Here is a 25,753-nt window from a genome sequence, read left to right as displayed (position 1 = left end):
GGATGCTCCCGTCCGGGCTGGTTTTTTCCAGACATCGAGCCAGCACGGCCAGGACATCCAGCAAGCGGGCTGCGGCCCGCTTTTTTTTCCAGTTAGCAGCAAAGATGTCCTGCTCTCACGCAGTCACATCCCTGTCGCGCAGTAAGATGGTTTGCTGCCATCGCCCTGCATTAGGATTGACCCATGAAGATCGAGCCACAAGACTTACTCAGCAAAATGTTTCAAGCTGCCGTCAACGCGGCTCAGCCTGAACATTGCATCCCGCCTTATCTTCCCGATGCGCCCAAAGGCCGCACCATTGTGATTGGCGCAGGCAAGGCATCGGCAGCGATGGCCCAGGCACTAGAGCGTCACTGGGACAAAGGCCCCATCAGCGGCGTGGTCGTCACCCGTTATGGCTACAGCGTGCCTTGTGACCACATCAAGATTCTGGAAGCTTCTCACCCTGTGCCTGACCAGGCCGGTGAAGACGCGGCCCGCGAGATTTTGCGCACGGTCAGCGATCTGAACGAAGACGATCTGGTGATCTGCCTGATTTCCGGTGGCGGCTCGTCTCTGCTGCCCCTGGCCGCAGAAGGCGTCACCCTGGCCGACAAACAAGCCATCAATAAAGCGCTGCTGAAATCAGGCGCTTCGATTGGCGAGATGAACACCGTGCGCCGCCACCTGTCTGCCATCAAAGGCGGCCGTCTGGCAGCGGCGTGCGCCCCTGCCCGTGTCCTGAACCTGCTGATTTCCGATGTTCCCGGCGACAAGCCCATGGACATCGCTTCTGGCCCCACGGTGGCAGATCCCACCACGTGTGAGCAAGCACTGGAAATCATCACCCGCTACGGCATCGAGATTCCTGCCGCAGCCCGTGCCCTGCTGGAGAGCGGCGATGGCGAAACCATCAAGCCCGATGATCCACGCCTGGCTCATGTCACCACCCATCTGGTCGCCACACCCCAACTGGCCCTGCTGGCTGCAGCTCGTGTCGCTGAAGCCCGTGGCGTGCGTCCCGTCTTGCTGGGCGACAGCATTGAAGGCGAAGCCCGCGATGTAGGCAAAGTCATGGCCGGTATCGCCTTGAGTGTTTCCCAGCATGGCCAGCCTGCCCAGACTCCCTGCGTACTGCTGTCGGGCGGAGAAACCACCGTGACCTTGCGCGGCCAGGGCCGTGGTGGTCGCAATGTGGAGTTTCTGTTGTCCACCGCCATTGCCTTGAACGGGGCACCCGGTATCTACGGTTTGGCAGGCGATACCGACGGTGTGGATGGCCAGGAAGAAATTGCCGGAGCCTTCTGCAGTCCGGACACTTTGGAGCGTGCCTGGCAACTAGGTATACGCCCAAGGGCCAGTCTGGACAATAATGATGGTCATGGCTTCTTTGAAGCCTTGGATGACGCTTTGGTTACGGGCCCCACCCTGACCAACGTCAATGATTTCCGTGCAATTCTGGTTTTAACCCCTAGCGATTAACGCTTTTCTTTAAGGACTGGACATGAGAGACACGAAAGTACTGACCCTGGCCGATGTTAAAAAAATTGCTGCCGCTGCCGAGCAAGAAGCGCTGAAGAACAACTGGGCTGTCAGCATCGCCATTTGCGATGCAGGCGGTCACGCGCTCTGGATGCAGCGTATGGACGGCGCTCCCTTGATGAGCGCCCAGGTTGCCCCCGCAAAAGCACACACTTGCGTGCTTGGCGGTGGCAAGCCCAGCAAGGTATTTGAAGACATGGTCAACAATGGTCGCTTTGCCGCTCTGTCCATGCCCATCACGCCTCTGGAAGGCGGCGAACCGATTGTGGTGGACGGTCAAGTCATTGGTGCAGTCGGCGTGTCCGGCGTGAAAGCACCTGAAGACGCTCAGATCGCCCGCGCCGGTATCGCTGCTCTTTGAGCTATCGATCCCCCTAAGGACAACAACCCATGAAACGTCAACGTCATTCCCGCATTCTGGCTACCCTGGGTCCTGCCAGTTCTACGCCAGAACGCATTCGTGAACTGTTCGAGGCCGGAGCTGATGTATTCCGCCTGAACTTCAGCCACGGCACACATGAAGACCATGCCGCGCGCTATCACACCATTCGTCAGATTGAAAAGGAAACCGGTCGCAGTATCGGTATTCTGATGGACCTGCAAGGGCCCAAGCTGCGCGTTGGCAAAATGCAAGATGGCCGCGTGACATTGGAAACCGGCCAGAAATTCCGCCTGGATCTGGACCCCGCCGAGGGGACCAGCCAGCGAGCCTACCTACCTCACCCCGAAATCTTCGCTGCTCTGGAAGACGGGACAGACCTGCTGCTCGATGACGGCAAGCTGCGTCTGCGTGTGGACAGCTTTGGTCCGGACTTTGCAGAAACCACGGTCATGGTCGGCGGCCCCCTGTCCGACCGCAAGGGCGTGAACGTACCCGGCGTGGTACTGCCTATCTCGCCCTTGACCGAGAAAGACCTGATCGATCTGAAGTTTGGACTGGAATTGGGCGTGGATTGGGTTGCGCTGTCCTTTGTACAGCGTCCTGGCGACATCCGTGAAGCCCGCGAGCTGATCGGTGACAAGGCCTGGATCATGGCCAAGCTGGAAAAACCACAAGCGCTGGAACACCTGGAAGAAATCGTCCAGCTGTGTGATGGCGTAATGGTGGCACGTGGCGACCTGGGCGTGGAAGTCCCACCCCAGCGCGTGCCTGTGTTGCAGCGTCAAATCGTGCGTACTGCCCGTGCGGCAGGCCGCCCGGTGGTCGTCGCCACACAGATGCTGGAATCCATGATTACCTCGCCTGTGCCTACACGTGCTGAAGCCTCCGACGTGGCTACCGCCATCTACTCAGGTGCTGACGCCGTCATGCTGTCTGCCGAATCGGCCTCGGGCCAGTTTCCGCTGGAAGCGGTGTCCATCATGGACAGCATCATCAAGGAGATCGAAAACGATCCTAGCTGGCGCACCATTCTGGAAGCCAACCACAGCACCGCCGAAGCCAGCACCGCAGACGCGATCTGCTGCGCCCTGCGTCGCGTCGCCAGCATTCTGGAACCGGCAACGAATGTGGCTTACACCACCACTGGCTTTAGCGCCTTGCGTGCCAGCCGTGAACGGCCCATCGCCCCTATCCTGGCACTGACGCCCCGTGTGGAAACCGCACGTCGTCTGACCTTGGCCTGGGGTGTGCATGCCGTGCCTTGCGAGGACGTCAGCGATCTGGGCGAGATGATCGACCACGCTACCGATATGGCAGCGCAGCATGAGTTTGCTCAGGCTGGCGACACCATCGTGATGATTGCCGGTGTTCCTTTTGGCACCAGCGGTCGCACCAACTTGCTGCATGTAGCCACCGTTCCACAGAAGTAAGTTCGTTCGACCCTGACAGCAAAAAAGCCTTGTCCATCAGCAATGATGGGCAAGGCTTTTTCTATTCAGGCTGTGGAACGTGTTTTGCCGTGCGAAGCCAAAGCAGCTCCGGCGAACAGCAAAAACATCAACAAAGCCATAAACCGCTTAAACGCTGGCTTTGCTGAGCAGGATATGTGCGCAAAAAAGGAACGCACAAAAAAAAACCCGAGATCTAGAGATCTCGGGCAAATCCACCAAAGGAGGAGGGTGGAGGAGACAATCGTGGCAAGTTGGGCTACCAGATAAAGTATCGAGCCTGAAAGCTAAGGGTTATTACGCTTGTTTTCCCGCTTTCTTTTCAACATCCAATAACTGAAGTCTACCCACAAAAATGGTGCAATGCAAGATAAATGCTATGGAAAACCCTTGGTTGCCTATCTTGTCGCTTTAAAGCATCAATTTCCTAGCGCAAATCCCATGCCAGGTATCTAGTCGTTAACCCTAAGCCACCACATCATGAACCCATTCCGCTGTAAGCCGCCGTATATAGGCGGATTCGTCAAGGAGATTTTCTTGATGCGGAAAATGTGACGTTCGTAAACAAAAACATCACAAATAAACGACACCCTTCGATACAAAGACCAGCAAGCTTCACTATCATACGCAGGCGGGCCTAGCACAACACTAGGCCCGTTTTCACATCTTGGCTCAGCTCACGCAACGGTGGGCACCAAAATGGCGATTTCTCTGCTCGATAAATGCTTGGTTTCAGATAGGGTGTGGTTGCGCGCTGCCTAAGGCTGAAGTTGCCAACCAACACCCTGATGACAAAAACAACAGGGAGTATGAAAGATGTTCGCACTTAACCCCATCATGCTCAGCTTGCTGAGCGGCGTGGCACTCGCCGCAGGGACTATTTCGGCACAGGCCGAAACCTATAGTCAGATAGATCTGACACAGGGTGCTGCCGGAGGCCCCAACCTTATTGGCCCAGATGATCAGGTTATTTTCCAGGGCACGACCACAGGCGGCGCCGTCATTTTAGGAAGCGGACACAGTTTCACCGCCAATGGCTCCCAAATCAGTGCAGAAGGCGAACGTGTCTACGCCATCGGTTCAGGACAAAGCAATACCTCGGTCGAATTGAACAATAGCCGTGTCACCAGCACCATCAGCAACGGCACGAACTCCCAGGGCGCGGCCATTCACCTGAGCGGCTCCAATGCCACACTCAAGGTCAAAGACAGCGAGATCTCCAGCGACAACCGCAAGGCTCCCACCATTCGCCTGGGCGGAAACAGCAACGCCACCATTGAAGGCAGCACCATCAGCGGCGACGGACAATACCTGATCGCACAAGGCTCGAACTCCACGCTCACGCTGCAAGACACGGTCCTGAATCACCGCAACGGCGCATCCACGCTGATGGACATGAGCTCGGGCAGCACACAAAACTGGAACAATGTGCAGGTGAATACGGCGGGAGGAATTGCTGCCGTCCCCCGCGATAGCACCCTGAATATTGAAAACTCCGTCCTGCGCTCCTTTAGCCAGTCAGTCAGCGCCAATCGAGACGGCACACTGAACATCAAGAACAGCGAAATCCACATTGGCGGCGCGGATCTGAAAGACAGCAGCAGCCGGGCTGCCACCTCCGGTCTTGGCGTCTATGGTGGCACCGCCACAATTACAGACAGCAAAGTCTTTTATGAAGGCGCCAATGGCAGCCAGATCCTCAAACTGGATCAGCCAGGCGGTACCATGACGGTCAAGAATACATCCATCAAGGATATGGGCGCTGCCAACGGAAACACGGCTATTGGCGTCTGGGTCGTGGATGACGCCACCATCCATCTGCAAGATGTGGACATGGAAGTGGGCCGCGCCGGGATTGATATGCGGCAGGGCCTGGCCATTTTTGAGCGCGTCAATATCACCACTACGGCGAACGGCGTAGCGGCCCACGGTATTTATGTGCAAGGCCACCCCGCCTGGGCAGGAACCCCCGGCCAAGATCTGGCGGTCTTCCATGGCAAGGACATCAATGTTCACACCAAGGCCGCCGGTGCCGCTGGCATCTATGTCTTGACCAATAACGACGTTGGCCTGGATGTAGCGGCCAGCACTACAAATATCAACATCCTGACCGAAGGCAACAGCGCCCACGGTGTGCATATGTTTGACGGTACTGACGTCGGCACCCCACGTCTGGACATGAAAGGCGTCACCAACATCACTACGCTGGGTGATGGCGCGGTAGGCGTGTATTTGCGCGAAAACCCCATCTTCAATTTTGAGCAGCTCAATGTCCGAACCTCGGGCAACAATGCCGACGGCTTTCGCCTGAGCAACGCCAGCAATGACGGCATTCAAGTTGCCAAGAGCATCAAGAACAGCTCCATCATCTCGACCAAAGCCAGCGCGCTGCGCGCCAGCAACGTAGGCGTAGCACTGGATATCAGTGACAGCAACATTAACGGTCGCCAGCTCCTGACCCTGGACGGCACACAAGCCAATCTGGGCACTTCCAGCCTGACCAGCACCCGCTCCACACTGGCTGGCAATCTGAAGCTGCGCAATGGCGCCAAGCTGGACAACATGACGCTGAACGGACGCAGCGCCTGGGTTGGCGGTATTGATAAAGATGACGACAGCTCGGTCGGCACGCTAAACCTGCAAGACAACAGCACCTGGCTGATGACCCGCTCCTCCCAACTGGACAAAGTCGTCAATAAGGACGGCTACCTGCTGTTCCAGCCAGACCTGAGCACACGCTTTAAAACCTTGAGCGTGAATGAGTACGAAGGTGGCGGCCACATGGCCATGAGCGTCTACCTGGAAGGCGATGGCTCCGGCTCCGACCGACTAGTGATTGGCGACAACGGCAAAGTCACCGGCAACACCGAGCTGCACATTCTGAACGTGCGCGGCCCAGGCGGCCAGACCGTTCACGGCATTCCGCTGGTGGTCAGCGGTACCGGCGCAAACATTGCCAACGATGCCTTCACCCTGAGCGCCCAGTCCAGCGGCTACCGCCCTGCCACACACACAGTCTCGGCCAATGGCTATGAATACAGCCTGGTCAGCCGCGACAAGGACCAAAGCAACAACCACCAGTGGTATCTGACTTCCTCCACCAACAATCCTGATCCCGAAGGCCCCACCGATCCGGAAACCGACGGGCACGTTAACGTCTCCCCGGAAGCCCCGGCCTACCTGGCCGCCCACCGTGTTTCCCAGAATCTGTTTGCCCATACCTTCCACGAACGTGAGTTGAATCAGCAAGGTCTGACCGCCGGTCAGCGCAAAATCTGGGCTCGCGCACAAGTGCGTACCGACAAGAAAATGGGCTTCGAGGACTACGATTCTGTCGATGCCAAGGTCAACAGCAGCATGTTCCAATTTGGTGGTGACGTCTGGGGCAAGAGCTTTGAAAAAGGCGATTTCCGTACCGGCCTGATGGCGGGCGTAGGTGAAATCTCCGCCAAATCCCGCAACCAGTTCATTGACCCGGCTGATCTGAACCATCACAGCACCCTGCATGCCAAGGACAAACGGACTGGCTACAACGTGGGCGCATACGCGACCTATCTGCAAGATGCCCAAAGCCGCCAGGGCTGGTTCGTCGACAGCTCCCTGCAATTTACACACTACCGTGGCAAGCTCACCAGCGATCTGGGCGAGCTGAAACACAATAACAACCTGTGGCAAGTAGCGGCAGAAGCTGGCTATGGCTGGAAATATGCACCGGATAGCGCCGTGCTGATCACCCCTAAAGCCCAGTTGTTGTACAGTCACTTGTCGGGCGACGAAGGTGAAGTTCAAGGCACCAGCTACGCAGTTCAGCGCAAGAGCACCACCCAATCCCGCCTGGGTGTGCGAGTAGAAGCCGCCCCGGACACCACCACCCTGCCCTTGCGTCCCTTTGTGGAACTGGCCTGGATACACCGCTTCAACGACACAGGCATCTACGTAGGCGATAGCCGCTTCAAAGCCAGCAACGCGCGCAATGCGGGCGAAATCCAGCTGGGTGTGGATGGCGAAATCAGCAAGAGCACCCTGGTCTCGGCCCGCTTTATTCGTGAGCAAGGCTCGGGCTCGTCTTACGGGATGAGCGGCATGATAAATCTGAACTACCGCTGGTAATTTTGCTCTATGATTTGGGCGCAAAAGGGTGCAGCTTCTGCACCCTGCTATTTCTGATCCTGCACAACAAAAACGGGCCAATGATTGGCCCGTTTTTTCGTCAGTCGCATAAAGCTCAAGAACCAGCAGCAAGCTACAGCGACTGGCTCAAGCAAAGTAATTACAAGCGATAAGCCGTCGTCGTCATGACTTTGGACATCATGCGCATCAAGGTTTTGACGGGTGGCGGCAAACCTACGGCGCCATGATTCTCGGCAGTACGACGATGCTCAATCTCGTCATCGCGCATTTTTTCCACAATGCGGCGCGAGCGATTGTCGCTGGCAGGCAAGGACTCCAGATGGCTTTCCAGGTGCTCTTCAACCTGACGTTCGGTCTCGGCCATAAAGCCCAGGTTGTACGGCACCCCTGCCCGGCTGGCGAGCAAACCCAAGGCGAAGGAGCCGACGTACCACAAGGGGTTGAACACGCTGGGGCGGCTGTCCAGCTCGCGCAGACGGTCATCGCACCAGGACAGGTGATCCACCTCTTCCTGGGCCGCTTGCAGCAGCACTTCGGTTGCCTGGGGATCTTTGCACAGCATGGCCTGGCTACGGTACAAGGCCTGGGCGCAAATCTCGCCCACATGGTTCACACGCATCAGGCCGGCAGCATGGCGGGCTTCGTCAGCCGTGATCTCGGACACTTCCTTGCCCGCGGGATTCGGGCGCGACGCGCGTGCCGAACGTCCCAATACTTCCAGGGCCCGATTCGTCTCGCTCAGAATCTGGTCAAAAAAGCTGTTGCGCCGGTACAGACGGGTATCGCTGTTGGAAACGGTATGGCTCATGAGGACACCTGCAAAACAAAATGGATGGGTATTATTGCCGCAAAAAGGCGATCACTGCCTTGCTCTCAGACAAGAGCCACAGCAATGGCAGCACACAAGCCATGATAACCAGGCCTATGCCGGCAATCTCTTGGTCAGACTGTAGATAGAAATTACAGAGCCGAACCGGATTGTCGTAATACAGCAAACCAACAATGGCCATCATCCAACTGAAGTTACCGAAGAAGAACAGGCGAAACACCAGGTGGGCGCGTCGCCAGGACTCCATGAACAACATGCCCATCAAAACCAGACCAATATATTTGGCGGTGGCCATGGGAGGCGACACCAGCACATCGTCCAGTGCTTTGGGAACCATCCAGTAAGCCGCGGCAAAGCTGACCATGATCAGGCCGGGCAAACCATATTCATTCAGGGCGTAATACGGGCGCAGCAAGGACTGGATGGCAGCCGAACGGCCTACGCCCTGGTAGCGCAAGGCCAACTGCAAGGTAATGCCCGACAGGACCAACAAGGGAATATGCACCAGCATGTGCAGGCTCATGGAGGCCGTCAAAGGCCGATCCCAGAAAGCCGCAGCGGCAAACAGCAAAGCCGCCACCAGAGCCAGGGCACTACCAAAATAGGGACGTACTTTAGGGGATTCGACGACACGTTTTAAAGACATTACATCGCTCCCTTCTTGTCCAGATCTTCAAGGGCACGCTTGGCATAGGCCAGGGCCAACATGGGTTCACCGTAATCCACAATGCGACCCAGCCGCGGTTCGGCGCTGACAACGTGATAAGCCGCGTTGTGCTCGTACTCATCAAAAGGGGCGGGAATGACGACGATACCAAAATCATCCAGCACACGCTGGCGCTGTTCGCCGGGCATCATGGTGACAAATTGCCAGACGTCCGGGTTGGCCTTCATGGTTTTGCTGTAACGACGCAGGTGATCAGGCGAATCGGTGGGGTCGAAACTGATGCTCAGCAGGCGGATACGATCCTGCAAGCCTTCGTCCACAATCGCTTTTTGCAGTTGCTGATACTCCGAGCCCATCGCCAGACATAGCGTGACGCAGCGGGTATAGATGAAATTGACGATGGTAATGCGACCATCGTTTTGCAGCAGGGAACTTAGCTGGGTACTGCCCCCGGCAGGGAGCAGTACTTCGACATCGGAGATCAGACGCGGCGAGGCGGCAACATCATTGCGACGGGCCGTCTCGGCTGTCAGGGCGGAGAACCCTTGCGTCAAATGGGCCAGTGCCCCAATACCCAGGGCGAAAACCAGGAGAATACTTATAAATAGTCTCATCGCTGGCCCATCATTTCAGTCTTACTCTTCCATGGGAGCCAGGTCGGCGTCCCCATTCCAATGATCGGTTTTATCAGCTGTTTTTTCACGTTCGGCTTTGACAAAGGCCACGTCCACAGGATCGGCGCTATTGCCGCCCAACTCTGTACGCAGGTAATTAACAACGGCCGTCAATTCCTCGTCGTTGAACTTCTCGCGGAACTCGGGCATCGCACCATTGTACTTATTACCCTTGACCGTGATCTCGCCGGTAATACCGTGCAGCATGATCTGGACCAAAACTTCAGGTTTGCGCAGCACCCACTCGGAACCTACCAGTGGAGGAAACACGCCTGGAACACCGGCACCCGTTGCCTGGTGACAGGCAGCACATTGGGCTACGAACAGTTGATGACCGTCTACGGCGCCTTCTGGCAATTCGAAGTCGGCAACGATACGGTTGTCGCCCACGGTTGCGTCATGGCTCAGGTCACTGCTGAAAATATAGTAGATGCCCCACAGGAACAGACCTGCAATGATCAGCAGAACCACCCAAGGGATCGGTGCTACGTTTTCTTCCGGATCGGAATGCTCACGCAGCTGTGCTTCATATTTACGATTGTCGCTCATTCTAATTCTCCGAGGCGCCCCGCCCTGCGGGGCGCGCTAGCTCAGCAATGCCTGTTTATTTGATAACGCTGGCTGGCGATACGGGATACGTACGATCCAGCGCCAACAGGTATTGAACCAGGTCCAGGGCCTCTTGCTTGGCCACAACCACCTTGCCTTCCGGTGCGAAATCACCAGGCAAGTTGACAACCTTGTCGCCTTCCTCTGCCTTGTCCTTGAGCTCGAACATGAAGGGGTAAGAAGGCATATTGCTGCCAGGGGTGTAAGCACGAGGCTGATACAAGTGACCCAGATGCCAGTCCACGCTAGGCTGACGAGCACCAATATTGAGCAAGTCAGGACCGGTACGCATGGTGCCGAGCAAGTGTGGTGTGTCGTAGAAGTAGTCGCCTGCTACCGACGCACGACCCCAGCCACGCTGGAAGTCAGGAGCCTGATTCTGGCTACGTGGCTGCTGCGAGTGACAGTAGACACAGCCCATATCAATGTATTGCTGACGGCCGCGCAGTTGCACCTCGGTGTAAGGCTTGAGCCCTGGAGAGGGCTCCACCTTCTTGACTTGCAGGTAAGGGACAACGACCAGAGCCGATGTGGCCAGGGCCAGCGTCACCATGGCGCCGCCCAATAGTTTGTATTCGCTTTCCATGACTAAATCATGCCTCCACTACATTGCGAGTTGCCGAGCGCTGGTGAAACAGGGCTGGACCAATACGACGGCTGCCATAGCGCAAAGCCATTGCCACAAAGTGGAAGGCAAACACAAGGTGACCCAGAGTCATCAAACCACCACCGACAGAACGCGACTTCAGGTACGGCATCGTGACAAACACCGACTCCATGAAGGTTTTAGCAGGGTCCAGCATGGCCAGACCTTGCAGCCAGCCGCCAATGCTCAGACCAATGGCGTAGATGGAGAAACCGACCACAACCAGCCAGAAGTGCAGGGAGATCAGTTTGGGGTAAGGCCATTCCCAGGACATCACACGTGGCATCACGTAGTAGATGGCACCGAACATCACGATGGTAAAGAAGCCGTACAAGCCGATGTGGGCGTGGGCAACCGTAAAGTGCGTGAAGTGGGTAATCGTGTTGATGCTGCGCAGCGCTTCAAAAGAACCTTGAATGGAGCTGACGGTGTACATCATGCCGCCCAGCACGATAAAGCGCAGGGTGGGCGAGTGAATCAGGGTACGGAAGTGACCCTTCATGGTGTAGTGCTGGTTGATCGAGAAAGCCAGCACAGGGATGATCATCATCATGCTTTGCACGATGGACAGGGTAACCATCCACTGCGGCACAGGGCCGCCGACCAGGTGGTGACCACCGACCTGACCGTAGAAAAATGCCAGACCCCAGAAACCCACCAGAGACAGGTTGTAGGAGCTGATAGGCTGACCAATGATTTTCGGCAGGAAGTAGTACACCGAAGCCAGAGCCATCGGGGTGTAGAACAGACCCAGCACGTTGTGGCCAAACCACCAGTTCATGGTTGCTTGTTCAACACCCACGTGCACGGCAGGCAGGTTGCCGACCAGGAACAGGATGGGGAACCAGAACAGGGCGGCGCCCATGTACCACACCGACACATACAGGTGGTGAGCACGACGGTTCTGCAAGGTGAAGACCAAAGGCAAGGCAGCCAGGGCACCACCGATAACCATCAGGATATCAACCTGCCAGGGCATTTCCAGCCATTCCATACCGTCGGTGATACCCATCGCGATACATGTCAGACCGATAGCCAGACCAATATTCCACAAGATCCCGCCTGCGATGGCATAACGCGCACCGATCAGGGGAGTCTTGAGCAAACGAGGCAGCATCCACATGGCAACGCCGAAAGCGGCCATTGGCGCCCAGCCATAAGCCACACCGTTCAGGTGCAGCGTACGCATGCGACCAAACGTCATCCAGGCGTGTTGTGTCAAGAATTCGGGATCGTGCAGCTTGATCGAGCTGATCAGACCTGCGGTCGAGGCGAAAATCAGCCACAAGACCGAACAGGCCAGCAAAATGAACGTGACCTTGGCGGAGGAACGGTCGGCTTCCACGCGTTCTGCCAGTTCAAGGCTCAGCGCCTGACGATCTTCAGCAGAAATTGTCTTGCGACCCATTTCTTCTTGAAGTGCCTGACGTTGTTCAGGGGTGGCGGAGGGGTCATCTACCTGCCCGATTTCGCCTTTGGAGAAGATCTCTCGCGAAGCAGCGGGGCTGTGGTCAAAGAAGTTACGGCGTAACGACCAGATGAAAACAAAGAGTCCTGTAACGGACAATATGAAAGCTAGTAGCAGTATTGAAACGGTATTCACAATGATCCAGGCCTGGTTAATGTGAAGCTGCCAAGCAGCTCGGCGGCACCTTGACGCGTCGCAGATCGAAAGAGCATGGACGCAAAAAATCTGCGACTGCCTAGGTCGCGAGAGCCGTCATGTTAAAACACCCGCTTGTTACGTCTGAATAAAGCCCCCATGGAAAGCAGGGTTTATTGAGAAAGAACAAATACGGGCACGACATTTTTTGGTATAGGGGCGACAGACATTATAGGCGCGGGTAAACCCGTGTGACATATCTGTTTCAAAATGCCGTGTACCGCTCCGAAGTTTATCCTAGGACAATCAACAAAACCAGTCTAAATCTTACAAAGAGTGTGGTTCTGCTCCGATTTGTCTATATGGAATTTCGTATACGGACACAACACCGGCCACAATAAGCTGCGCTCAGAAGTAACAAGGCCCGCATCCGGGCCCCACATTTCAATTAGCAATAAAGCTGCAAAGATCCGCATCAAATCACGCTAAACCTGGTTTCCATCCGGGCGCGACACAGGCCCCATCAAAAAGTACAATCACCGCTATCAATCTACTGACGAGTCTTGGCTCGCACTGCAAACAAAGGAATTCATATGGAATGCACAATCGACTGGGGCGGCAAAGACGGAATGTTGTTCGTTGCCCGTACAGGCAGTGGTCATGTGACGGCCATGGACGGTGCACCCGAAGGTGGCGGCAATAATCTGGCCCCACGCCCCATGGAAATGCTGCTGACCGGCGCAGGTGGCTGCGCAGCGTACGACGTGGTGCTGATTCTCAAGCGCGGTCGTCACGCCATTACCGGCTGCCAGGTCAAGCTGATGGCTGAACGTGCCGACACCGACCCCAAAGTCTTCACCAAGATTCACTTCACTTTTGTGGTCACTGGCAAGGACCTGCCCCAAGCCGCCGTTGAGCGCGCCGTACAACTGTCGCACGACAAGTACTGCTCCGCTTCGGCCATGCTGGGCAAAACCGCCGAGATCACCTATTCCGTCGACATTCAGCAAGCCTGAGGCCACCATGTCCCTCTACCCCTACGAAGACCTGCTGCGCCTGGTCTACACCCAAGGCACTCCCAAAGGGGACCGCACAGGTACCGGCACGAACTCGGTATTTGGTCATCAAATGCGCTTCGATCTGTCGCAGGGTTTTCCGCTGATCACGACCAAGAAGCTGCACACCCGCAGCATCTTTATTGAGCTGCTGTGGTTCTTGCGTGGCGAGTCCAATGTACGTTGGCTGCAAGAGCGTGGCGTCTCCATCTGGGACGAATGGGCCGACGAGAACGGCAATCTGGGCCCCGTCTACGGCGTGCAATGGCGCTCGTGGCCTACGCCCGATGGCCGTCACATCGACCAGATCAGCCAGTTGGTGGAGCAGATTCGCAAGAATCCAGACTCGCGTCGCCTGATCGTCTCGGCCTGGAACGTGGCGGATGTGGGCCAGATGGCTCTGCCCCCTTGCCACGCTCTGTTCCAGTTCTATGTGGCCGACGGCAAGCTCTCCTGCCAGCTCTACCAGCGCAGTGCGGATATTTTCCTGGGTGTGCCCTTCAATATCGCCAGCTACGCCTTGCTGACCCACATGATGGCCCAGCAATGTGATCTGGAAGTGGGTGACTTCATCTGGACAGGCGGCGACTGCCACCTGTATTCCAACCACTTCGAGCAAGCCGAATTGCAGCTGTCGCGTGAGCCGCGCCCCTACCCCAAGCTGACGATCAAGCGCAAACCCGCCAGTCTGTTTGATTACGAGTACGAAGACTTCGAAATCACCGACTACGATCCTCACCCCCATATCAAGGCGCCTGTTGCCGTATGAGTTCCACCCCTTTTATTCGTCTGGTCGTTGCCTATGCGGCCAATCGCTGCATAGGCAAGGATAACGACCTGCCCTGGCGCCTGCCGTCCGACTTGCAGCACTTCAAACGCGTGACCATGGGTTTGCCCATCATCATGGGTCGCAAGACCTGGGAGTCGCTGGGCCGTCCTTTGCCTGGCCGTCCGAATCTGGTGATCAGCCGCAATGCGGATTATCAGGCTGAAGGAGCACAGGTATTCAGCAATCTGGACGATGCCCTGGCAGCCTGCCCCGGCTTTGAAACTGCTTGCGTGATTGGTGGTGAGCAACTGTTCCGTCTGGCCCTCCCGGTGGCACAGGAACTGATTGCAACAGAGATCAAGGCCGATGTAGACGGTGACACCTTCTTTCCAGCCTTGCCTGCGGGCGAATGGGAAGAAGTTGAACGCCTGCCCCAGCCCGAGGAAAATGGCTTCACTTACGATTACGTGACGTATCGTCGCCGCAATAGTTAAGAGAGCTGCAAAACAGGGGGCTTGAGCTTACCTACCCTGCGGTACACGAACTCTACGTCAATGCGCCAGGGCCAGAGCTTTGATATTGAACAACGCCGGCACTCCATCAGCACAGAGATCAACAGCAAGGAAAACTTAGCCCCGACAGTGGGCTGAGCTTCAGGTTCTCCAGCAGGAGCCCGGCGACTTGCGTCACGCAGCCACCTGACCCTGCCCAAAGCCAAATAAAAGGCCTGAATCCGATTTCACGGACTCAGGCCTTTTTAACGATCAACCCGCCTGGATCAGGCTGAGCCACCGCGTATTCTTGCTAGCTCAATATCTGAACTTACTCAGCCACCGCGGCATAAGCCGGGCCATCCAGCAAACCTTGCAGGTCAGCCGGATTGTCAGCCTTGAGCTTGAAAATCCAGGTATCAAACGGGGCTTCGTTGATCAGATGCGGCGCATCGGACAAAGCCTGGTTGAACTCCACCAGTTCGCCCGCCACCGGTGCGTAAATGTCGGAAGCGGCCTTCACCGATTCCACCACGCCCGCCGTTGCACCCGCAGCCAGACGGGTACCGGGAGTGAAGTCACCCACAAACACCAAATCACCCAACTGGTCCTGAGCAAAGTCGGTAATGCCAACCAGCACGATACCGTCTTCATCCTTGGCCCACTCGTGGCTTACTACGTACTTTCGATCTCCTGGCAGCTGCATATCGCCTCCCTGACAAACCAGCACACAATCCTGTTGATTTCAGAAGCGGCCGCAAACACTGCGTCTTGCCGCTCCCGCTCGTTTACTTAGCTCTGAGCTACTTGCGCCTTCAGTGCACGTGCACACGCCGCCGCCGAAGCCCAGGCCCATTGGAAGTTATACCCGCCCAGCCAGCCGGTGACATCCACCGCTTCGCCAATAAAAAACAGGCCGGGTACTTTACGTGCTTCCATGCTTTTCTGATTCAGCTCGCGTGTATCCACGCCGCCGCTCATTACTTCCGCCTTTTTATAGCCTGCGGTGCCACTGGGTTTCAACTCCCAGGCATTAATCACCTGCCCCACCGCACGCAATACGCGGTCCGGCAAATCAGCCAGACGTTGTTGTCCCACACCTTTGGGCAACAAGTCCGAGGTGTCCAGCCATTGCTCGACCAGACGGCGAGGCCACAAGGTCGACAAGACAGTGACCAACTGCTGGCGGCTACCCGCCTTCAAATCCAGTAACTGCTGCGCGATATCCTGACCGGGAGCCAGGTCCACACTAATGCTCTCGCCCGACTGCCAGTAGCTGGAAATCTGCAAGATCCCCGGCCCGGACAGGCCACGGTGCGTGAACAGCAAATCCTCCAGAAAAGCCTGGCGTTGCTTGCCCTGCCCCGTGCTGACTTCCACCTCCAAAGCCATCCCGCTCAAGGCAGAAAATGGCTTCCAGTCCCGACCATCAAAGGTCAAAGGCACCAGAGCCGGATGCGGTTCGATCACTTTCAAACCAAAGTGACGCGCCACGCGCAAGGCATAGTCCGTGGAACCCAGTTGCGGAATCGCCATACCGCCGGTCGCAACAACGACCTGCAAGGCATTCAAATCGCCCTGGCTGGTACGTAGCACAAAGCCCTCTTCGCTACGGCCTATGGACTGCACCGAACAGGGCATGCGCCAGGACACCTGCCCTTTCAAGCACTCCTGACGCAGCATCTGGATGATGGACTCGCTGGAGTCATCACAGAAAAGCTGACCTTTGTGCTTTTCATGGAAACCGATGCGGTACTCTCGCACCAGTTGGAGAAAATCCTGGGGGGTATAGCCAGCCAGGGCCGAACGGCAAAAGTGCGGGTTCTTGGATAGAAAATTCTCTGGCGAGGTACCTGTATTGGTGAAGTTGCAGCGCCCTCCACCGGAAATACGGATTTTCTCGGCCAGCTTTTCAGCGTGATCAATCAATACCACTCGCAGGCCGCGCTGGCCTGCGATACTGGCAGCCATCATGCCGGCCGCACCTGCGCCGATGACGGCAACATCAAAAATAGGGGTCACGCGGGTTTACTCGTTCGTTTCAGACTCAAGCACGCAGTCTACGTAGTAGCGCGGCAGTCCATCAGGGCCAATATCCTGCGCCAGTCCATGCACATAGGTTTCAAAGCCGGGGAAGCGGGCATTGAACTCGCGCGCAAATTGCAGGTACTCCACAATGCGCGAGTTAAAACGTTCGCCAGGAATCAGCAAAGGAATGCCAGGAGGGTAAGGCGTCAGCAAGACACCCGTTACTCGACCTTCCAGCTCGTCAATGCCAACGCGTTCGATATCGCCGTGCGCCATCTTGGCGTAGGCATCCGACGGTTTCAGAGCGGGAATCATGTCGCTCAGATAAACCTCGGTAGTCAGGCGGGCCAGATCGTACTTGCGGTAAGCCTGGTGAATCTGCTGACACAGATCACGCAAGCCCATGCGCTCGTAAGTGGGCTGGGTCTTGCAGAAGTCCGGCAAGATGCGCCACATGGGCTGGTTACGGTCGTAATCGTCCTTGAACTGTTGCAAGGCGGTCAGCAAGGTATTCCAGCGACCCTTGGTGATACCAATGGTGAACAGAATGAAGAAGGAATACAGGCCGGTTTTCTCGACCACCACGCCGTGCTCGGCCAGATACTTGGAGACCAGGGCGGCAGGAATGCCCTGCTCGGCAAAGGTGCCGGAAATATCCAGGCCGGGAGTCACTACCGTGGCTTTGACCGGGTCCAGCATGTTGAAGTTGGTCGACAACTTGCCAAAGCCGTGCCATTCGGCGTCGGAGCGCAAAATCCAGTCGTCGCGCTCGCCTATGCCTTCGTCAGGCAGATTGTCCGGGCCCCAGACCTTGAACCACCAGTCGCTCTCGCCATATTCCTTGGATACCTTGCGCATGGCGCGACGGAAGTCCATGGCCTCGCAAATGCTTTCTTCAACCAGTGCGGTGCCGCCGGGCGGCTCCATCATGGCCGCAGCCACATCACAGGACGCAATAATTGCGTACTGCGGGCTGGTGCTGGTGTGCATCAGGTAGGCTTCGTTGAACACGTTGCGGTCCAAGGGGCGGTTTTCCGCATCCTGCACCGTAATCTGCGACGCCTGCGACAAGCCAGCCAGCATTTTGTGTGTGGAGTGCGTGGCGTAAATCATGGTGTCTTTGGTGCGCGGACGATCCGCACCAATGGCATGCATGTCGTGATAGAAGTCGTGGAAAGCCGCATGCGGCAACCAGGCTTCATCAAAGTGCAGCGTAGGGATCTTGGAATCCAGAGTTTCCTTGATCATTTCGACGTTGTAGATCACGCCGTCGTACGTACTTTGCGTCAGCGTCAGAATACGAGGCTTCTTGTTCTTGGCCTTGCTGGCAAAGGGATTGGCCTCGATCTTGCGCGCAATGTTTTCCGGCAGGAACTCGTCCTGCGGGATGGGGCCGATAATGCCCAAGTGGTTGCGCGTGGGGCGCAGAAACACCGGGATGGCGCCCGTCATGGTGATGGCGTGCAGAATCGACTTATGGCAGTTACGGTCCACCACCACCACGTCGTTATTGGCCACGTTGGCGTGCCAGACGATCTTGTTGGATGTGGACGTGCCGTTGGTCACGAAAAAGCAGTGGTCGGCATGGAAGATACGGGCAGCGTTGCGCTCGGCATCGGCTACCGGGCCTGTATGGTCCAGCAACTGGCCCAGTTCATCGACCGCATTACAGACGTCAGCGCGCAGCATGTTTTCACCAAAAAACTGGTGAAACATCTGCCCTACCGGGCTTTTCAGGAAGGCGACGCCACCCGAGTGCCCAGGGCAGTGCCAGGAGTAAGAACCGTCGGACGCGTATTTGACCAGCTCGCGGAAAAACGGCGGTGCCAGGCTTTCCAGGTAGGAGCGTGCTTCACGGATGATGTGACGCGCCACGAACTCGGGCGTGTCCTCGAACATGTGAATGAAGCCATGCAGCTCGCGCAGAATATCGTTGGGGATATGCTGCGAGGTGCGCGTCTCGCCGTACAGGTAGATGGGGATGTCCTCGTTGCGGAACCGCAGCTCGCCAATAAAGGAGCGCAGGTTCTTGATCGCATTGGCGACATCCTCCGGGGAATCCACATCGAATTCCTCATCATCAATCGACAAAATGAAGGCGCTCGCGCGGCTTTGCTGTTGCGCAAAAGAACTAAGGTCACCATAGCTGGTGACCCCGAGAACCTCTACGCCTTCGGCCTCTATCGCCGAGGCCAGGGCTCGAATGCCCAGGCCTGACGTATTTTCGGAACGGTAGTCTTCGTCGATGATGACGATAGGAAAACGAAACTTCATCCAGAACTCCTAGGTACGAGGCAGGGTAACGCCTAGCTGACCTTGATATTTGCCGCCGCGGTCGCGGTACGACACTTCGCACACTTCATCGCTTTCAAAGAACAACATCTGTGCACACCCTTCACCGGCGTAAATCTTGGCGGGCAGCGGGGTGGTGTTGGAAAACTCCAGGGTGACGTGGCCTTCCCATTCGGGTTCCAGCGGGGTCACGTTCACGATGATGCCGCAACGGGCATAGGTGCTTTTGCCCAGACACATGGTCAGCACACTGCGGGGAATACGGAAGTACTCAACCGTGCGGGCCAGCGCAAAGGAATTGGGCGGAATAATGCACACATCACCGACGAAATCCACAAAGGATTTTTCATCGAAGGCCTTGGGGTCCACGATGGTCGAGTTGATGTTGGTGAAAATCTTGAATTCGTTGGCACAACGCACATCGTAGCCATAGCTGCTGGTGCCGTAGCTGACGATACGTTGTCCGTCTACATTGCGCACTTGGCCTGGCTCGAAAGGCTCGATCATGCCCTGGGCAGCAGCCCGCCGAATCCAACGGTCGCTTTTGATACTCATAAGAAATTAGCCGCCTTAAATCAGTAACCGGTTATTTTATCGTTTAGATACACGCACAAGCCAATTGCGGCGCAAATATGTCATTTGCGCCACAATTCTCTGCCCGCTTTGCGCCGGGCAAGCCCGCATCAATCCTTCGAGAACCAGCGGTAAATCAGGGCCAGACCGTTTACCGTACCGGCACTGACCTCGGCTGTCAGGCCCCGCGCCAGGCGGTAGCTGGCCCGACCCACCGTACCGGTATCGGCCATGGCCTGCTCCAGGCTAACGGAAATGTCCGCCGTCAGTGCCTTGCTGATCGCAATAAACTTGCGCTCTTCGTTGCTGGTGCCGCTGTTCAGGGATTTGACCACACTTTCCACCGGCAAAATGCTACCGGCACTGCCCAGATCGCCCGAGCGCATGGCCACTTCATCAATCCCGAACTTGCGATAGAAGGGTTCACCATCGCCCAGGAAAGAGGTACCCACGCTAAGCAGCAAGGCCATATCGCCACCGGAATCATCCGGGCCGTGGCCCAGCAGGAGCCAGGACAGTTTCTCAACTTCACTGACTTCCGGATAGGACACCAGATCGATTCTGGGCTTGCGAGCCGTACCGGCTACCTTAACACCTGCCTCTACCGCCTGGCCGGTACGCAAGGCTTCGATGTCCAGGATAGGCGAGGTAATGTCGCCCTGGAAGGTCACGGTTCCGCGCTTGAGCATCAGTTTTTGACCGTATAGCTCGATACGGCCCCCGCGAGTGCGCAAAGCACCCATGCCGGTGAGCTTGCCGCCAATCATGGTGACGCGCAGGCTGCCGACCAGACCGGAGTTCACGCCGTAACCCGTCAGGTAAAAGCGCGGGCCCAGGTCCACATCAATTTCCATGCTCATGTCAGTAGCGGCCTGGGAAGGCTCGGAAGCAGGCTCGTCACCTGCCCGCACAATCACCACATCGCTATCGACGGTAGGAATGCCACCCAGCATGTCCAGGTTGAACCAGCCCGCATCGGCCTCGACCTTGCCGGTAATCGCAATGCGCGGCAATTCCATGTTCAAGGCGATATTGCCGGACATCATGGCGTAACGGTCGGAACGTTGCAGAATCGGGAAGCGGAAAATATCGACGCCAAAAGCCCCTTGCTGAGTGCTCAGATTCCATTGTCCCGACACCGTCAGCTTGCCATCCTTGGCATCCGGGCTTTCTTTCAGCCAGGTCGCCGTACGCCACTCTTGCGGCTCTACCCGTGGGCGAGCCGGGAAGCTCAAGGACTCCAACCTGAAAATATCGCCATCGAAACGAGCATCCAGCTGACCATCAATCAGACGGATACCGTCATCCAGACGGGTGAAGCGCAACTCGCGGCCCGTTACCGTGCCACGGCTGGTCCAGGCCCATTTCGCGCCCACATCAATATTCACGTCCGCGTTCAGACGGCCGCCCAATTCCATGGCATCACCCAGGAACAGGCGCGTCCAGCTCAAGTCGTCGATATTGGCTTGAATGCTAACCGTTTTACGATCGTTCTCGTTCAGGGCCAGCCCGTGAATGGGAGTCTGCGCCTTGGCGGTGACGTAACCCATTTCCTTGGTACGCACATCCATCTGAGCATCCAGACGGCTGGTCGTGGCCGAAGTAGGCTTCGCATTGATGACGATACTCAGGTCTTCCAGGCCCAAAGACATGGGCGGTTCCGCAAAGACCTGCACATCCCCGGCAACGCGGTCGACGCGCACTTGTCCAGACAAGGCGCCATTAAATTTCAGATCCCAACGGGCTTTGATATCAATTTCAGGCGGCTGGGTTTTCTTGTGCTTAACAATCTTAACGCCACCCTTGGCCTTGTCAGCGTTTTCTTCTACGCCAACTTTACGCAGCAAGCGCGCGATGCGGGGCTCGGACAAGACCAGATCCAGTAATTCACCACGGCTGGCCCATTGGCCAGGCTGGTAGCTGGACTCCTGGTGACGCAGGTTGATCCAGGGCTCACCATCAACTGTGGTGCTCAAGGTACCGGCACCGACTCGGACTGACCAGGGAGCCAATGGCTCGGGGGTCTTGGGAGCTTTTGCTGCTTTATCAGCTGCGTTTTCGGAAGCGCCAGCTTGTGCCTTCGCTTGCTCTGCTGCCGCTGGAGCAGACGAAGCAGCCGTCTGTGCGGTCGCTGACGTAGTCGCTTCTTCCTTGGCAGTACCCTGGCCTGCTACATCACCTTCTACCTTGGCTTGATCCTTGGCATCTGCTTGTGCATCTGCCTTGGCAACTTGAGCCGGAGGCTCCGGTGCTCGCAGAGCATCGGTAAAGCGTACAGGCAGAGCCGACTGCAAACGCACGATCAATCCGGCATGGTCAGCTACCAAACGGTTTACCTTGCCATCCCAATACGCGGCCTTGCCCTGATCGGCAAAGTGCCAGCCACCTTCCAGAGCCAGATCGGCCTCGGCCAGACCTTGACCTAACTGCCCCTTGGCCTTGCCACCCAAATCGTATTGGCCTTTCAGCTGCAAGGTGTGATGAGCAATATCGCCACGCAACTGCCCTTCTGCCGAAGCCTTGCCCAGTTCCAGACCAGGCCACAGCTGCTCGGCACGAGAGACCTTCGCCAGCAAATCCAGCTCGGCCTTGCCGGACATTCCAAAGCCACCTTTCAGCAGAACCTGGTTGTCACCAATCTTCATATCGGTAAGCACATCCGAAACCGACAGCAATCGCCACCAATCTGGCTGGCCCGGCTGAGCCGGTGCCGAAGCTTTGGCCTTGATCTGCCCGATAGCGGTCTGCTTGTTCCAGCGACTGCCCTGCAAAAGCTGCACATCCACATCAGCAGAGAGCAATTGCTCTTTATCCGCCAGGATCACATCGAACTGACCTTGGGTATTGATCAGGGCGTCTGGCAGCACATCACCCAGCAAGGCGTGCAGATCCAGCTTGTCGCTGCGGAACTGGCCTTTGAAATGATCCTGAACGTGCACACCTTCCTGGGTGGCATCCCAGGCGAAATCCGCATCCAGCGAAGACTCGTCCGGCAATTTCACAGCCAGCTTGGCCTGACGCACGGGCACGGAGTCCAGCGGGCTCAACTCTGCGCTGGCGTCCAGGCTATAGCCTTGGCCATGACCGTTGAGCAGCAAGGTGGCCTGTTCCAGAGAGCCATTCAAGGTGATTTGAGCGTTGACCACACAATCAGGCAAAGGCTCGGGCTCAGGAACAGCAACCGGCTCCTGGATACGTTCTTCATCGACAAGACCTGCACTGCCCTCGGGCTCGGAGCTGATGACTCCGGCGACACCATGGGCGTCTACTGGCTGATCGACTGGCTGGCTGGCAGGAGCTGCGTGACTCGGTGCGCTGGCCTCAGATTGACCTTGCTGTGTTGTCGCAGTCTTTGCAGGTTCGGCACTTTGCTCTGCAGCTTTTTCCGACGTTTTTTCTGATGATTTTTCTGCTGCTTTATCTGCAGTCTGTTTGTCAGCTTGCGCAGCAGCGGGAGCTGCTGCAGCCTTGGCACTGGTCTTGACCGTTTCAGCGGCACCTGTTTTTTTGGACTGATCGGCTACTACCTTCACGGCAGGTTTGCCAGATTTCGACTGCTCTGCATAAGCAGGCAAATACTGTTTCGCACAAATAGGCGAATCGGCCGTCAAACCGCGAGCAATGACTTGAATATCGGCTCGTGCCGGGTAAGGCGCTTCCAGGCCCGCCAATTCCACTTCGCCCTGAAACCCAGCGCGAATGGACTCATTGGCCACCATCAAATCGTACAGACGCAGTTGCGCGCTGTCGGAATCCAAGGCCAGCGCCGAGGACAAGTCCGCAATCGCGACCGGCAAGGGCGTGCCATCCTGCGTCAACAAGAACTGACCCAAGGCCAGCTTGTCCACGGCAATGCTGATCGGCAGCTCGGGCATTTTGAAGGGTTCGTCGGACTTGGGCGCATCCGAGGAGGTCAAGGCCACGTCCACTTTCTGAGCGCTCAGCTCCACCACGTGCAGGCGGCGTTCCCACAGCTCTTTCCAGTTGGCCTGCAAGCGCAAACGCTCGATATCCACATGGGTATCCGGCAAACCCAGCACCAAGTGGTCGATACTCAAGCCATCCCAGATTGTTCCGCGTACCCCTTGAGCGCTGCCCTGCGCATAGGGCAAAGCCGTACGCAAGGCCCAGCGTGTCCCGGCCTGACTGGCCAGCACCCAATACACAAAGCCGCAAACAAGCAGCAGGGCAATCACCACAAAGGGAATGCCCCACAAGGCGAAATATCGGAACCAGCGCCGAACCCAGGCCATTAAAATGCGATTCCCAAAGAAAAGCTCAAACGTACGCGTCTGTCTCGCTGGCCGTAGGCCAGATCAAGATTGAAAGGACCAGCGGGGGTGCGCACAACCGCACCCAAACCGTAGCCCCAGGCTAAATCCATATCACCAAAGCTGGGCGCAGCATCACCCACGTCCACAAAGGCACGCATGCCATACATGCTGGTGAAAAAGTGCGTGTATTCCACACTGGCTACGGCCATGGCGGGCGCGCCCACCACGGCATCGCCTTGTTGAAGGCCAATGCTTTGATATTTGTAGCCGCGGACACTGCGAGCGCCCCCGGTTCGATAACCGAAATCAGGCGGTGTGCGGTCCGTCATGCGCCAAACCTTACCGATTTCACCCCGCAGGGACAAAATATCCCGCTCTCCAACTGGCCACCACTGTTGCAGTCGCAAATTGCTGCGGTAAAAGGTCTCGCCCTTGTCCAGGGTGACACCAGCACCCACGCCGAAATCAATCAGATTGCCTTCGCGCGGATCGTATTTCTTGTCCACGTCGCGACGCAGCCATTGCCAGGTTGCAATTGCGGAAGGCGTTTCACGGGTGGGCAGGCCGGAAATCTTGGTCTTGTCCCAGGCTCCCAGCAAACCCCATTCGGTTTCGTATTCCACGCGGCTATTGCCCGCTGCCTGCCGTTCCTGGCGCAGCTTCCAGCCCAAGGCCGCACGTTCTGTGTCCAGACCTTCAATGTCGGAACGATCGTACAGAACACCAAAACTGTTCTTGTAGCCGCTAATGGTGGGCGGCAAGTGGATGTCATAAAAGGCCCGCTGGCGCTTTTTATCCACGCCAATACCGGCCTCGGACCAGATTGGCAGGCCAAACACAATATTCTTTCGATACAAGGCTTCAACACGCGCCCCGTGGTCGCTGTCAAAACCCAAAGAGCCGGTGAACTGCTTGGATGGCGCTTCTGTCACCCGTACACGCACGGGCAGTTCTACATCCCCATCCGGAAGTTCTTTCTTCTTGCCGGCCTCTTCATCCAACGTGACAAAAGCCCCCCGGAAAAAAGTGGTGGCAGCCAAAGATTGCTGCCACTCGTCCAGCTTGTCCTGATCGTAAGGATCACCGGGGGTATAGCGCACATAGCGGTCTACCAGAGACTGGGGGACTCGCTTCAGGCCGGTGGTTTCCAGCGGGCCCATGCGAACCCGCGGCCCGCTATCCACTTTCAGGGACAGGTCGGCCACGCCTTCATCGGCCAAGACCGTCGCCCGTGTGTCGATATAACGGGCGTAGTAAAAGTCCTGGCGCTGTACGCTTTCCAGCAGATCCGACTTGGCGGAGGACCAGACCGAATTCAAAAAGGGATCGTCCACTTTCAAGGGAAAGCTGGCTTTGATCCCTTCCAGACGCACCTGGTATTCCGGCTCCTGAATCTTGCCCTTGAAGTCCAGAGCGATGTCGCGTACACGCGTGATTTCACCCGGCTGAATAATGATGTCCCAATATTCACCGCTGGAATCTTCGCCCACCTCCAGCGTGACCACAGAGTCAAAATAACCCTGGGTCTGCAAGGCGGAGACGGTCGCATCGTGAGCCCGGCGTCGCAGACGCGAGACCTCTCCCAGGTCCTGGTCTTCCGCCAAACGCGTAATGGCACTGACCGCGCGCTGAATTTCTTTCAGCGCCTGGGGGGGCACGCCCCCCGGATCAATAATGACATCGGGAACGGAAGACTGAGCCCATACTGCAGGGCTCAGGACTATCGAGAACAACAGGCAAAAGCCGGATTTGCGCATACGT

The 25,753-nt window shown here is 56.9% G+C and carries 19 protein-coding genes; 7 read left to right on the top strand and 12 right to left on the bottom strand.

Features of this window, described 5'->3' with window-relative positions:
* The first annotated feature begins 183 nt into the window (after nt 1–183).
* The 4 genes from DUD43_RS02785 to DUD43_RS02770 all read left to right on the top strand — a co-directional run bounded on the left by DUD43_RS02785 (nt 184) and on the right by DUD43_RS02770 (nt 7,461).
* Nucleotides 184–1,461, top strand: coding sequence for a glycerate kinase type-2 family protein (locus tag DUD43_RS02785; protein ID WP_153229061.1), 1,278 nt, complete (start codon nt 184–186; stop codon nt 1,459–1,461).
* 22 nt (nt 1,462–1,483) lie between these two features.
* Nucleotides 1,484–1,882: a GlcG/HbpS family heme-binding protein gene (locus tag DUD43_RS02780; RefSeq protein ID WP_009461115.1), complete on the top strand. Its 399-nt coding sequence runs from the start codon at nt 1,484–1,486 to the stop codon at nt 1,880–1,882.
* A gap of 29 nt (nt 1,883–1,911) precedes the next feature.
* Nucleotides 1,912–3,333: a pyruvate kinase gene (gene pyk, locus DUD43_RS02775; RefSeq protein ID WP_153229060.1), complete on the top strand. Its 1,422-nt coding sequence runs from the start codon at nt 1,912–1,914 to the stop codon at nt 3,331–3,333.
* An 834-nt stretch (nt 3,334–4,167) separates the two neighbouring features.
* Nucleotides 4,168–7,461: an autotransporter outer membrane beta-barrel domain-containing protein gene (locus tag DUD43_RS02770; protein WP_153229059.1), complete on the top strand. Its 3,294-nt coding sequence runs from the start codon at nt 4,168–4,170 to the stop codon at nt 7,459–7,461.
* Nucleotides 7,462–7,621: 160 nt separating this feature from the next.
* Here the strand turns inward: DUD43_RS02770 and coq7 are convergent, their stop codons facing one another.
* From coq7 to DUD43_RS02740, 6 genes are read right to left on the bottom strand one after another with little or no spacing between them, the layout of a single operon-like run.
* Nucleotides 7,622–8,290, bottom strand: a complete 669-nt coding sequence (gene coq7 / locus DUD43_RS02765; RefSeq protein WP_153229058.1) for a 2-polyprenyl-3-methyl-6-methoxy-1,4-benzoquinone monooxygenase — start codon at nt 8,288–8,290, stop codon at nt 7,622–7,624.
* Nucleotides 8,291–8,321: 31 nt separating this feature from the next.
* The gene (locus DUD43_RS02760; RefSeq protein WP_153229057.1) at nt 8,322–8,957 is read right to left on the bottom strand and encodes a hypothetical protein; all 636 of its coding nucleotides are present in this window, start codon (nt 8,955–8,957) and stop codon (nt 8,322–8,324) included.
* Complete coding sequence (locus tag DUD43_RS02755; protein ID WP_009461119.1) at nt 8,957–9,592, bottom strand: SCO family protein; 636 nt, start codon at nt 9,590–9,592, stop codon at nt 8,957–8,959. The genes DUD43_RS02760 and DUD43_RS02755 overlap by 1 nt, the downstream gene beginning before the upstream one ends.
* A gap of 21 nt (nt 9,593–9,613) precedes the next feature.
* Nucleotides 9,614–10,201: a c-type cytochrome gene (locus DUD43_RS02750; protein ID WP_153229056.1), complete on the bottom strand. Its 588-nt coding sequence runs from the start codon at nt 10,199–10,201 to the stop codon at nt 9,614–9,616.
* 55 nt (nt 10,202–10,256) lie between these two features.
* Nucleotides 10,257–10,847 carry a cbb3-type cytochrome c oxidase subunit II gene (locus DUD43_RS02745; protein WP_153229055.1) on the bottom strand — a complete coding sequence of 197 codons (591 nt, stop codon included), beginning with the start codon at nt 10,845–10,847 and terminating at the stop codon, nt 10,257–10,259.
* A 7-nt stretch (nt 10,848–10,854) separates the two neighbouring features.
* Nucleotides 10,855–12,510, bottom strand: a complete 1,656-nt coding sequence (locus DUD43_RS02740) for a cbb3-type cytochrome c oxidase subunit I (RefSeq protein WP_153229054.1) — start codon at nt 12,508–12,510, stop codon at nt 10,855–10,857.
* Nucleotides 12,511–13,103: 593 nt separating this feature from the next.
* Between DUD43_RS02740 and DUD43_RS02735 the strand changes: the two genes are divergently transcribed.
* From DUD43_RS02735 to DUD43_RS02725, 3 genes are read left to right on the top strand one after another with little or no spacing between them, the layout of a single operon-like run.
* Complete coding sequence (locus DUD43_RS02735; protein ID WP_194273434.1) at nt 13,104–13,526, top strand: OsmC family protein; 423 nt, start codon at nt 13,104–13,106, stop codon at nt 13,524–13,526.
* A gap of 7 nt (nt 13,527–13,533) precedes the next feature.
* Nucleotides 13,534–14,334 carry a thymidylate synthase gene (locus tag DUD43_RS02730; RefSeq protein ID WP_094195574.1) on the top strand — a complete coding sequence of 267 codons (801 nt, stop codon included), beginning with the start codon at nt 13,534–13,536 and terminating at the stop codon, nt 14,332–14,334.
* Nucleotides 14,331–14,828, top strand: coding sequence for a dihydrofolate reductase (locus DUD43_RS02725; RefSeq protein ID WP_063688822.1), 498 nt, complete (start codon nt 14,331–14,333; stop codon nt 14,826–14,828). Before DUD43_RS02730 ends, DUD43_RS02725 begins: the two co-directional genes overlap by 4 nt.
* A 328-nt stretch (nt 14,829–15,156) precedes the next feature.
* On the opposite strand, the gene gcvH is transcribed toward DUD43_RS02725, so the two are convergent.
* The 6 genes from gcvH to DUD43_RS02695 form a co-directional block, all read right to left on the bottom strand.
* On the bottom strand, nt 15,157–15,531 hold the full coding sequence (gcvH, locus tag DUD43_RS02720; protein WP_086060363.1) for a glycine cleavage system protein GcvH: 375 nt from the start codon (nt 15,529–15,531) through the stop codon (nt 15,157–15,159).
* An 86-nt stretch (nt 15,532–15,617) separates the two neighbouring features.
* Entirely contained in the window at nt 15,618–16,838 is a 1,221-nt protein-coding gene (locus DUD43_RS02715) for an NAD(P)/FAD-dependent oxidoreductase (protein ID WP_194273490.1), read from the bottom strand.
* Nucleotides 16,839–16,853: 15 nt separating this feature from the next.
* Nucleotides 16,854–19,127 (bottom strand): arginine/lysine/ornithine decarboxylase, encoded by a 2,274-nt coding sequence (locus DUD43_RS02710; RefSeq protein WP_153229052.1) that lies wholly within the window; start codon nt 19,125–19,127, stop codon nt 16,854–16,856.
* A 9-nt stretch (nt 19,128–19,136) separates the two neighbouring features.
* On the bottom strand, nt 19,137–19,700 hold the full coding sequence (gene dcd / locus DUD43_RS02705; protein ID WP_009461128.1) for a dCTP deaminase: 564 nt from the start codon (nt 19,698–19,700) through the stop codon (nt 19,137–19,139).
* A 128-nt stretch (nt 19,701–19,828) separates the two neighbouring features.
* Nucleotides 19,829–23,971, bottom strand: a complete 4,143-nt coding sequence (locus DUD43_RS02700; protein WP_153229051.1) for a translocation/assembly module TamB domain-containing protein — start codon at nt 23,969–23,971, stop codon at nt 19,829–19,831.
* Nucleotides 23,971–25,749 carry an autotransporter assembly complex protein TamA gene (locus tag DUD43_RS02695; RefSeq protein WP_153229050.1) on the bottom strand — a complete coding sequence of 593 codons (1,779 nt, stop codon included), beginning with the start codon at nt 25,747–25,749 and terminating at the stop codon, nt 23,971–23,973. Before DUD43_RS02695 ends, DUD43_RS02700 begins: the two co-directional genes overlap by 1 nt.
* Between the last annotated feature and the right edge of the window lie 4 nt (nt 25,750–25,753).

This window comes from Alcaligenes faecalis (assembly GCF_009497775.1).
GTDB lineage: Bacteria > Pseudomonadota > Gammaproteobacteria > Burkholderiales > Burkholderiaceae_B > Alcaligenes > Alcaligenes faecalis_D.
Note: the sequence above shows the minus strand (reverse complement) of the source record. Positions and strands in the feature narration are given on the sequence as shown.

Bases quoted from the DNA above. Each gene is read 5' to 3' on its own strand.
- DUD43_RS02785 (WP_153229061.1), top strand. From the start codon at position 184: ATGAAGATCGAGCCACAAGACTTACTCAGCAAAATGTTTCAAGCTGCC.
- DUD43_RS02780 (WP_009461115.1), top strand. From the start codon at position 1,484: ATGAGAGACACGAAAGTACTGACCCTGGCCGATGTTAAAAAAATTGCT.
- pyk (WP_153229060.1), top strand. From the start codon at position 1,912: ATGAAACGTCAACGTCATTCCCGCATTCTGGCTACCCTGGGTCCTGCC.
- DUD43_RS02770 (WP_153229059.1), top strand. From the start codon at position 4,168: ATGTTCGCACTTAACCCCATCATGCTCAGCTTGCTGAGCGGCGTGGCA.
- coq7 (WP_153229058.1), bottom strand. From the start codon at position 8,290: ATGAGCCATACCGTTTCCAACAGCGATACCCGTCTGTACCGGCGCAAC.
- DUD43_RS02760 (WP_153229057.1), bottom strand. From the start codon at position 8,957: ATGTCTTTAAAACGTGTCGTCGAATCCCCTAAAGTACGTCCCTATTTT.
- DUD43_RS02755 (WP_009461119.1), bottom strand. From the start codon at position 9,592: ATGAGACTATTTATAAGTATTCTCCTGGTTTTCGCCCTGGGTATTGGG.
- DUD43_RS02750 (WP_153229056.1), bottom strand. From the start codon at position 10,201: ATGAGCGACAATCGTAAATATGAAGCACAGCTGCGTGAGCATTCCGAT.
- DUD43_RS02745 (WP_153229055.1), bottom strand. From the start codon at position 10,847: ATGGAAAGCGAATACAAACTATTGGGCGGCGCCATGGTGACGCTGGCC.
- DUD43_RS02735 (WP_194273434.1), top strand. From the start codon at position 13,104: ATGGAATGCACAATCGACTGGGGCGGCAAAGACGGAATGTTGTTCGTT.
- DUD43_RS02730 (WP_094195574.1), top strand. From the start codon at position 13,534: ATGTCCCTCTACCCCTACGAAGACCTGCTGCGCCTGGTCTACACCCAA.
- DUD43_RS02725 (WP_063688822.1), top strand. From the start codon at position 14,331: ATGAGTTCCACCCCTTTTATTCGTCTGGTCGTTGCCTATGCGGCCAAT.
- gcvH (WP_086060363.1), bottom strand. From the start codon at position 15,531: ATGCAGCTGCCAGGAGATCGAAAGTACGTAGTAAGCCACGAGTGGGCC.
- DUD43_RS02710 (WP_153229052.1), bottom strand. From the start codon at position 19,127: ATGAAGTTTCGTTTTCCTATCGTCATCATCGACGAAGACTACCGTTCC.
- dcd (WP_009461128.1), bottom strand. From the start codon at position 19,700: ATGAGTATCAAAAGCGACCGTTGGATTCGGCGGGCTGCTGCCCAGGGC.
- DUD43_RS02700 (WP_153229051.1), bottom strand. From the start codon at position 23,971: ATGGCCTGGGTTCGGCGCTGGTTCCGATATTTCGCCTTGTGGGGCATT.
- DUD43_RS02695 (WP_153229050.1), bottom strand. From the start codon at position 25,749: ATGCGCAAATCCGGCTTTTGCCTGTTGTTCTCGATAGTCCTGAGCCCT.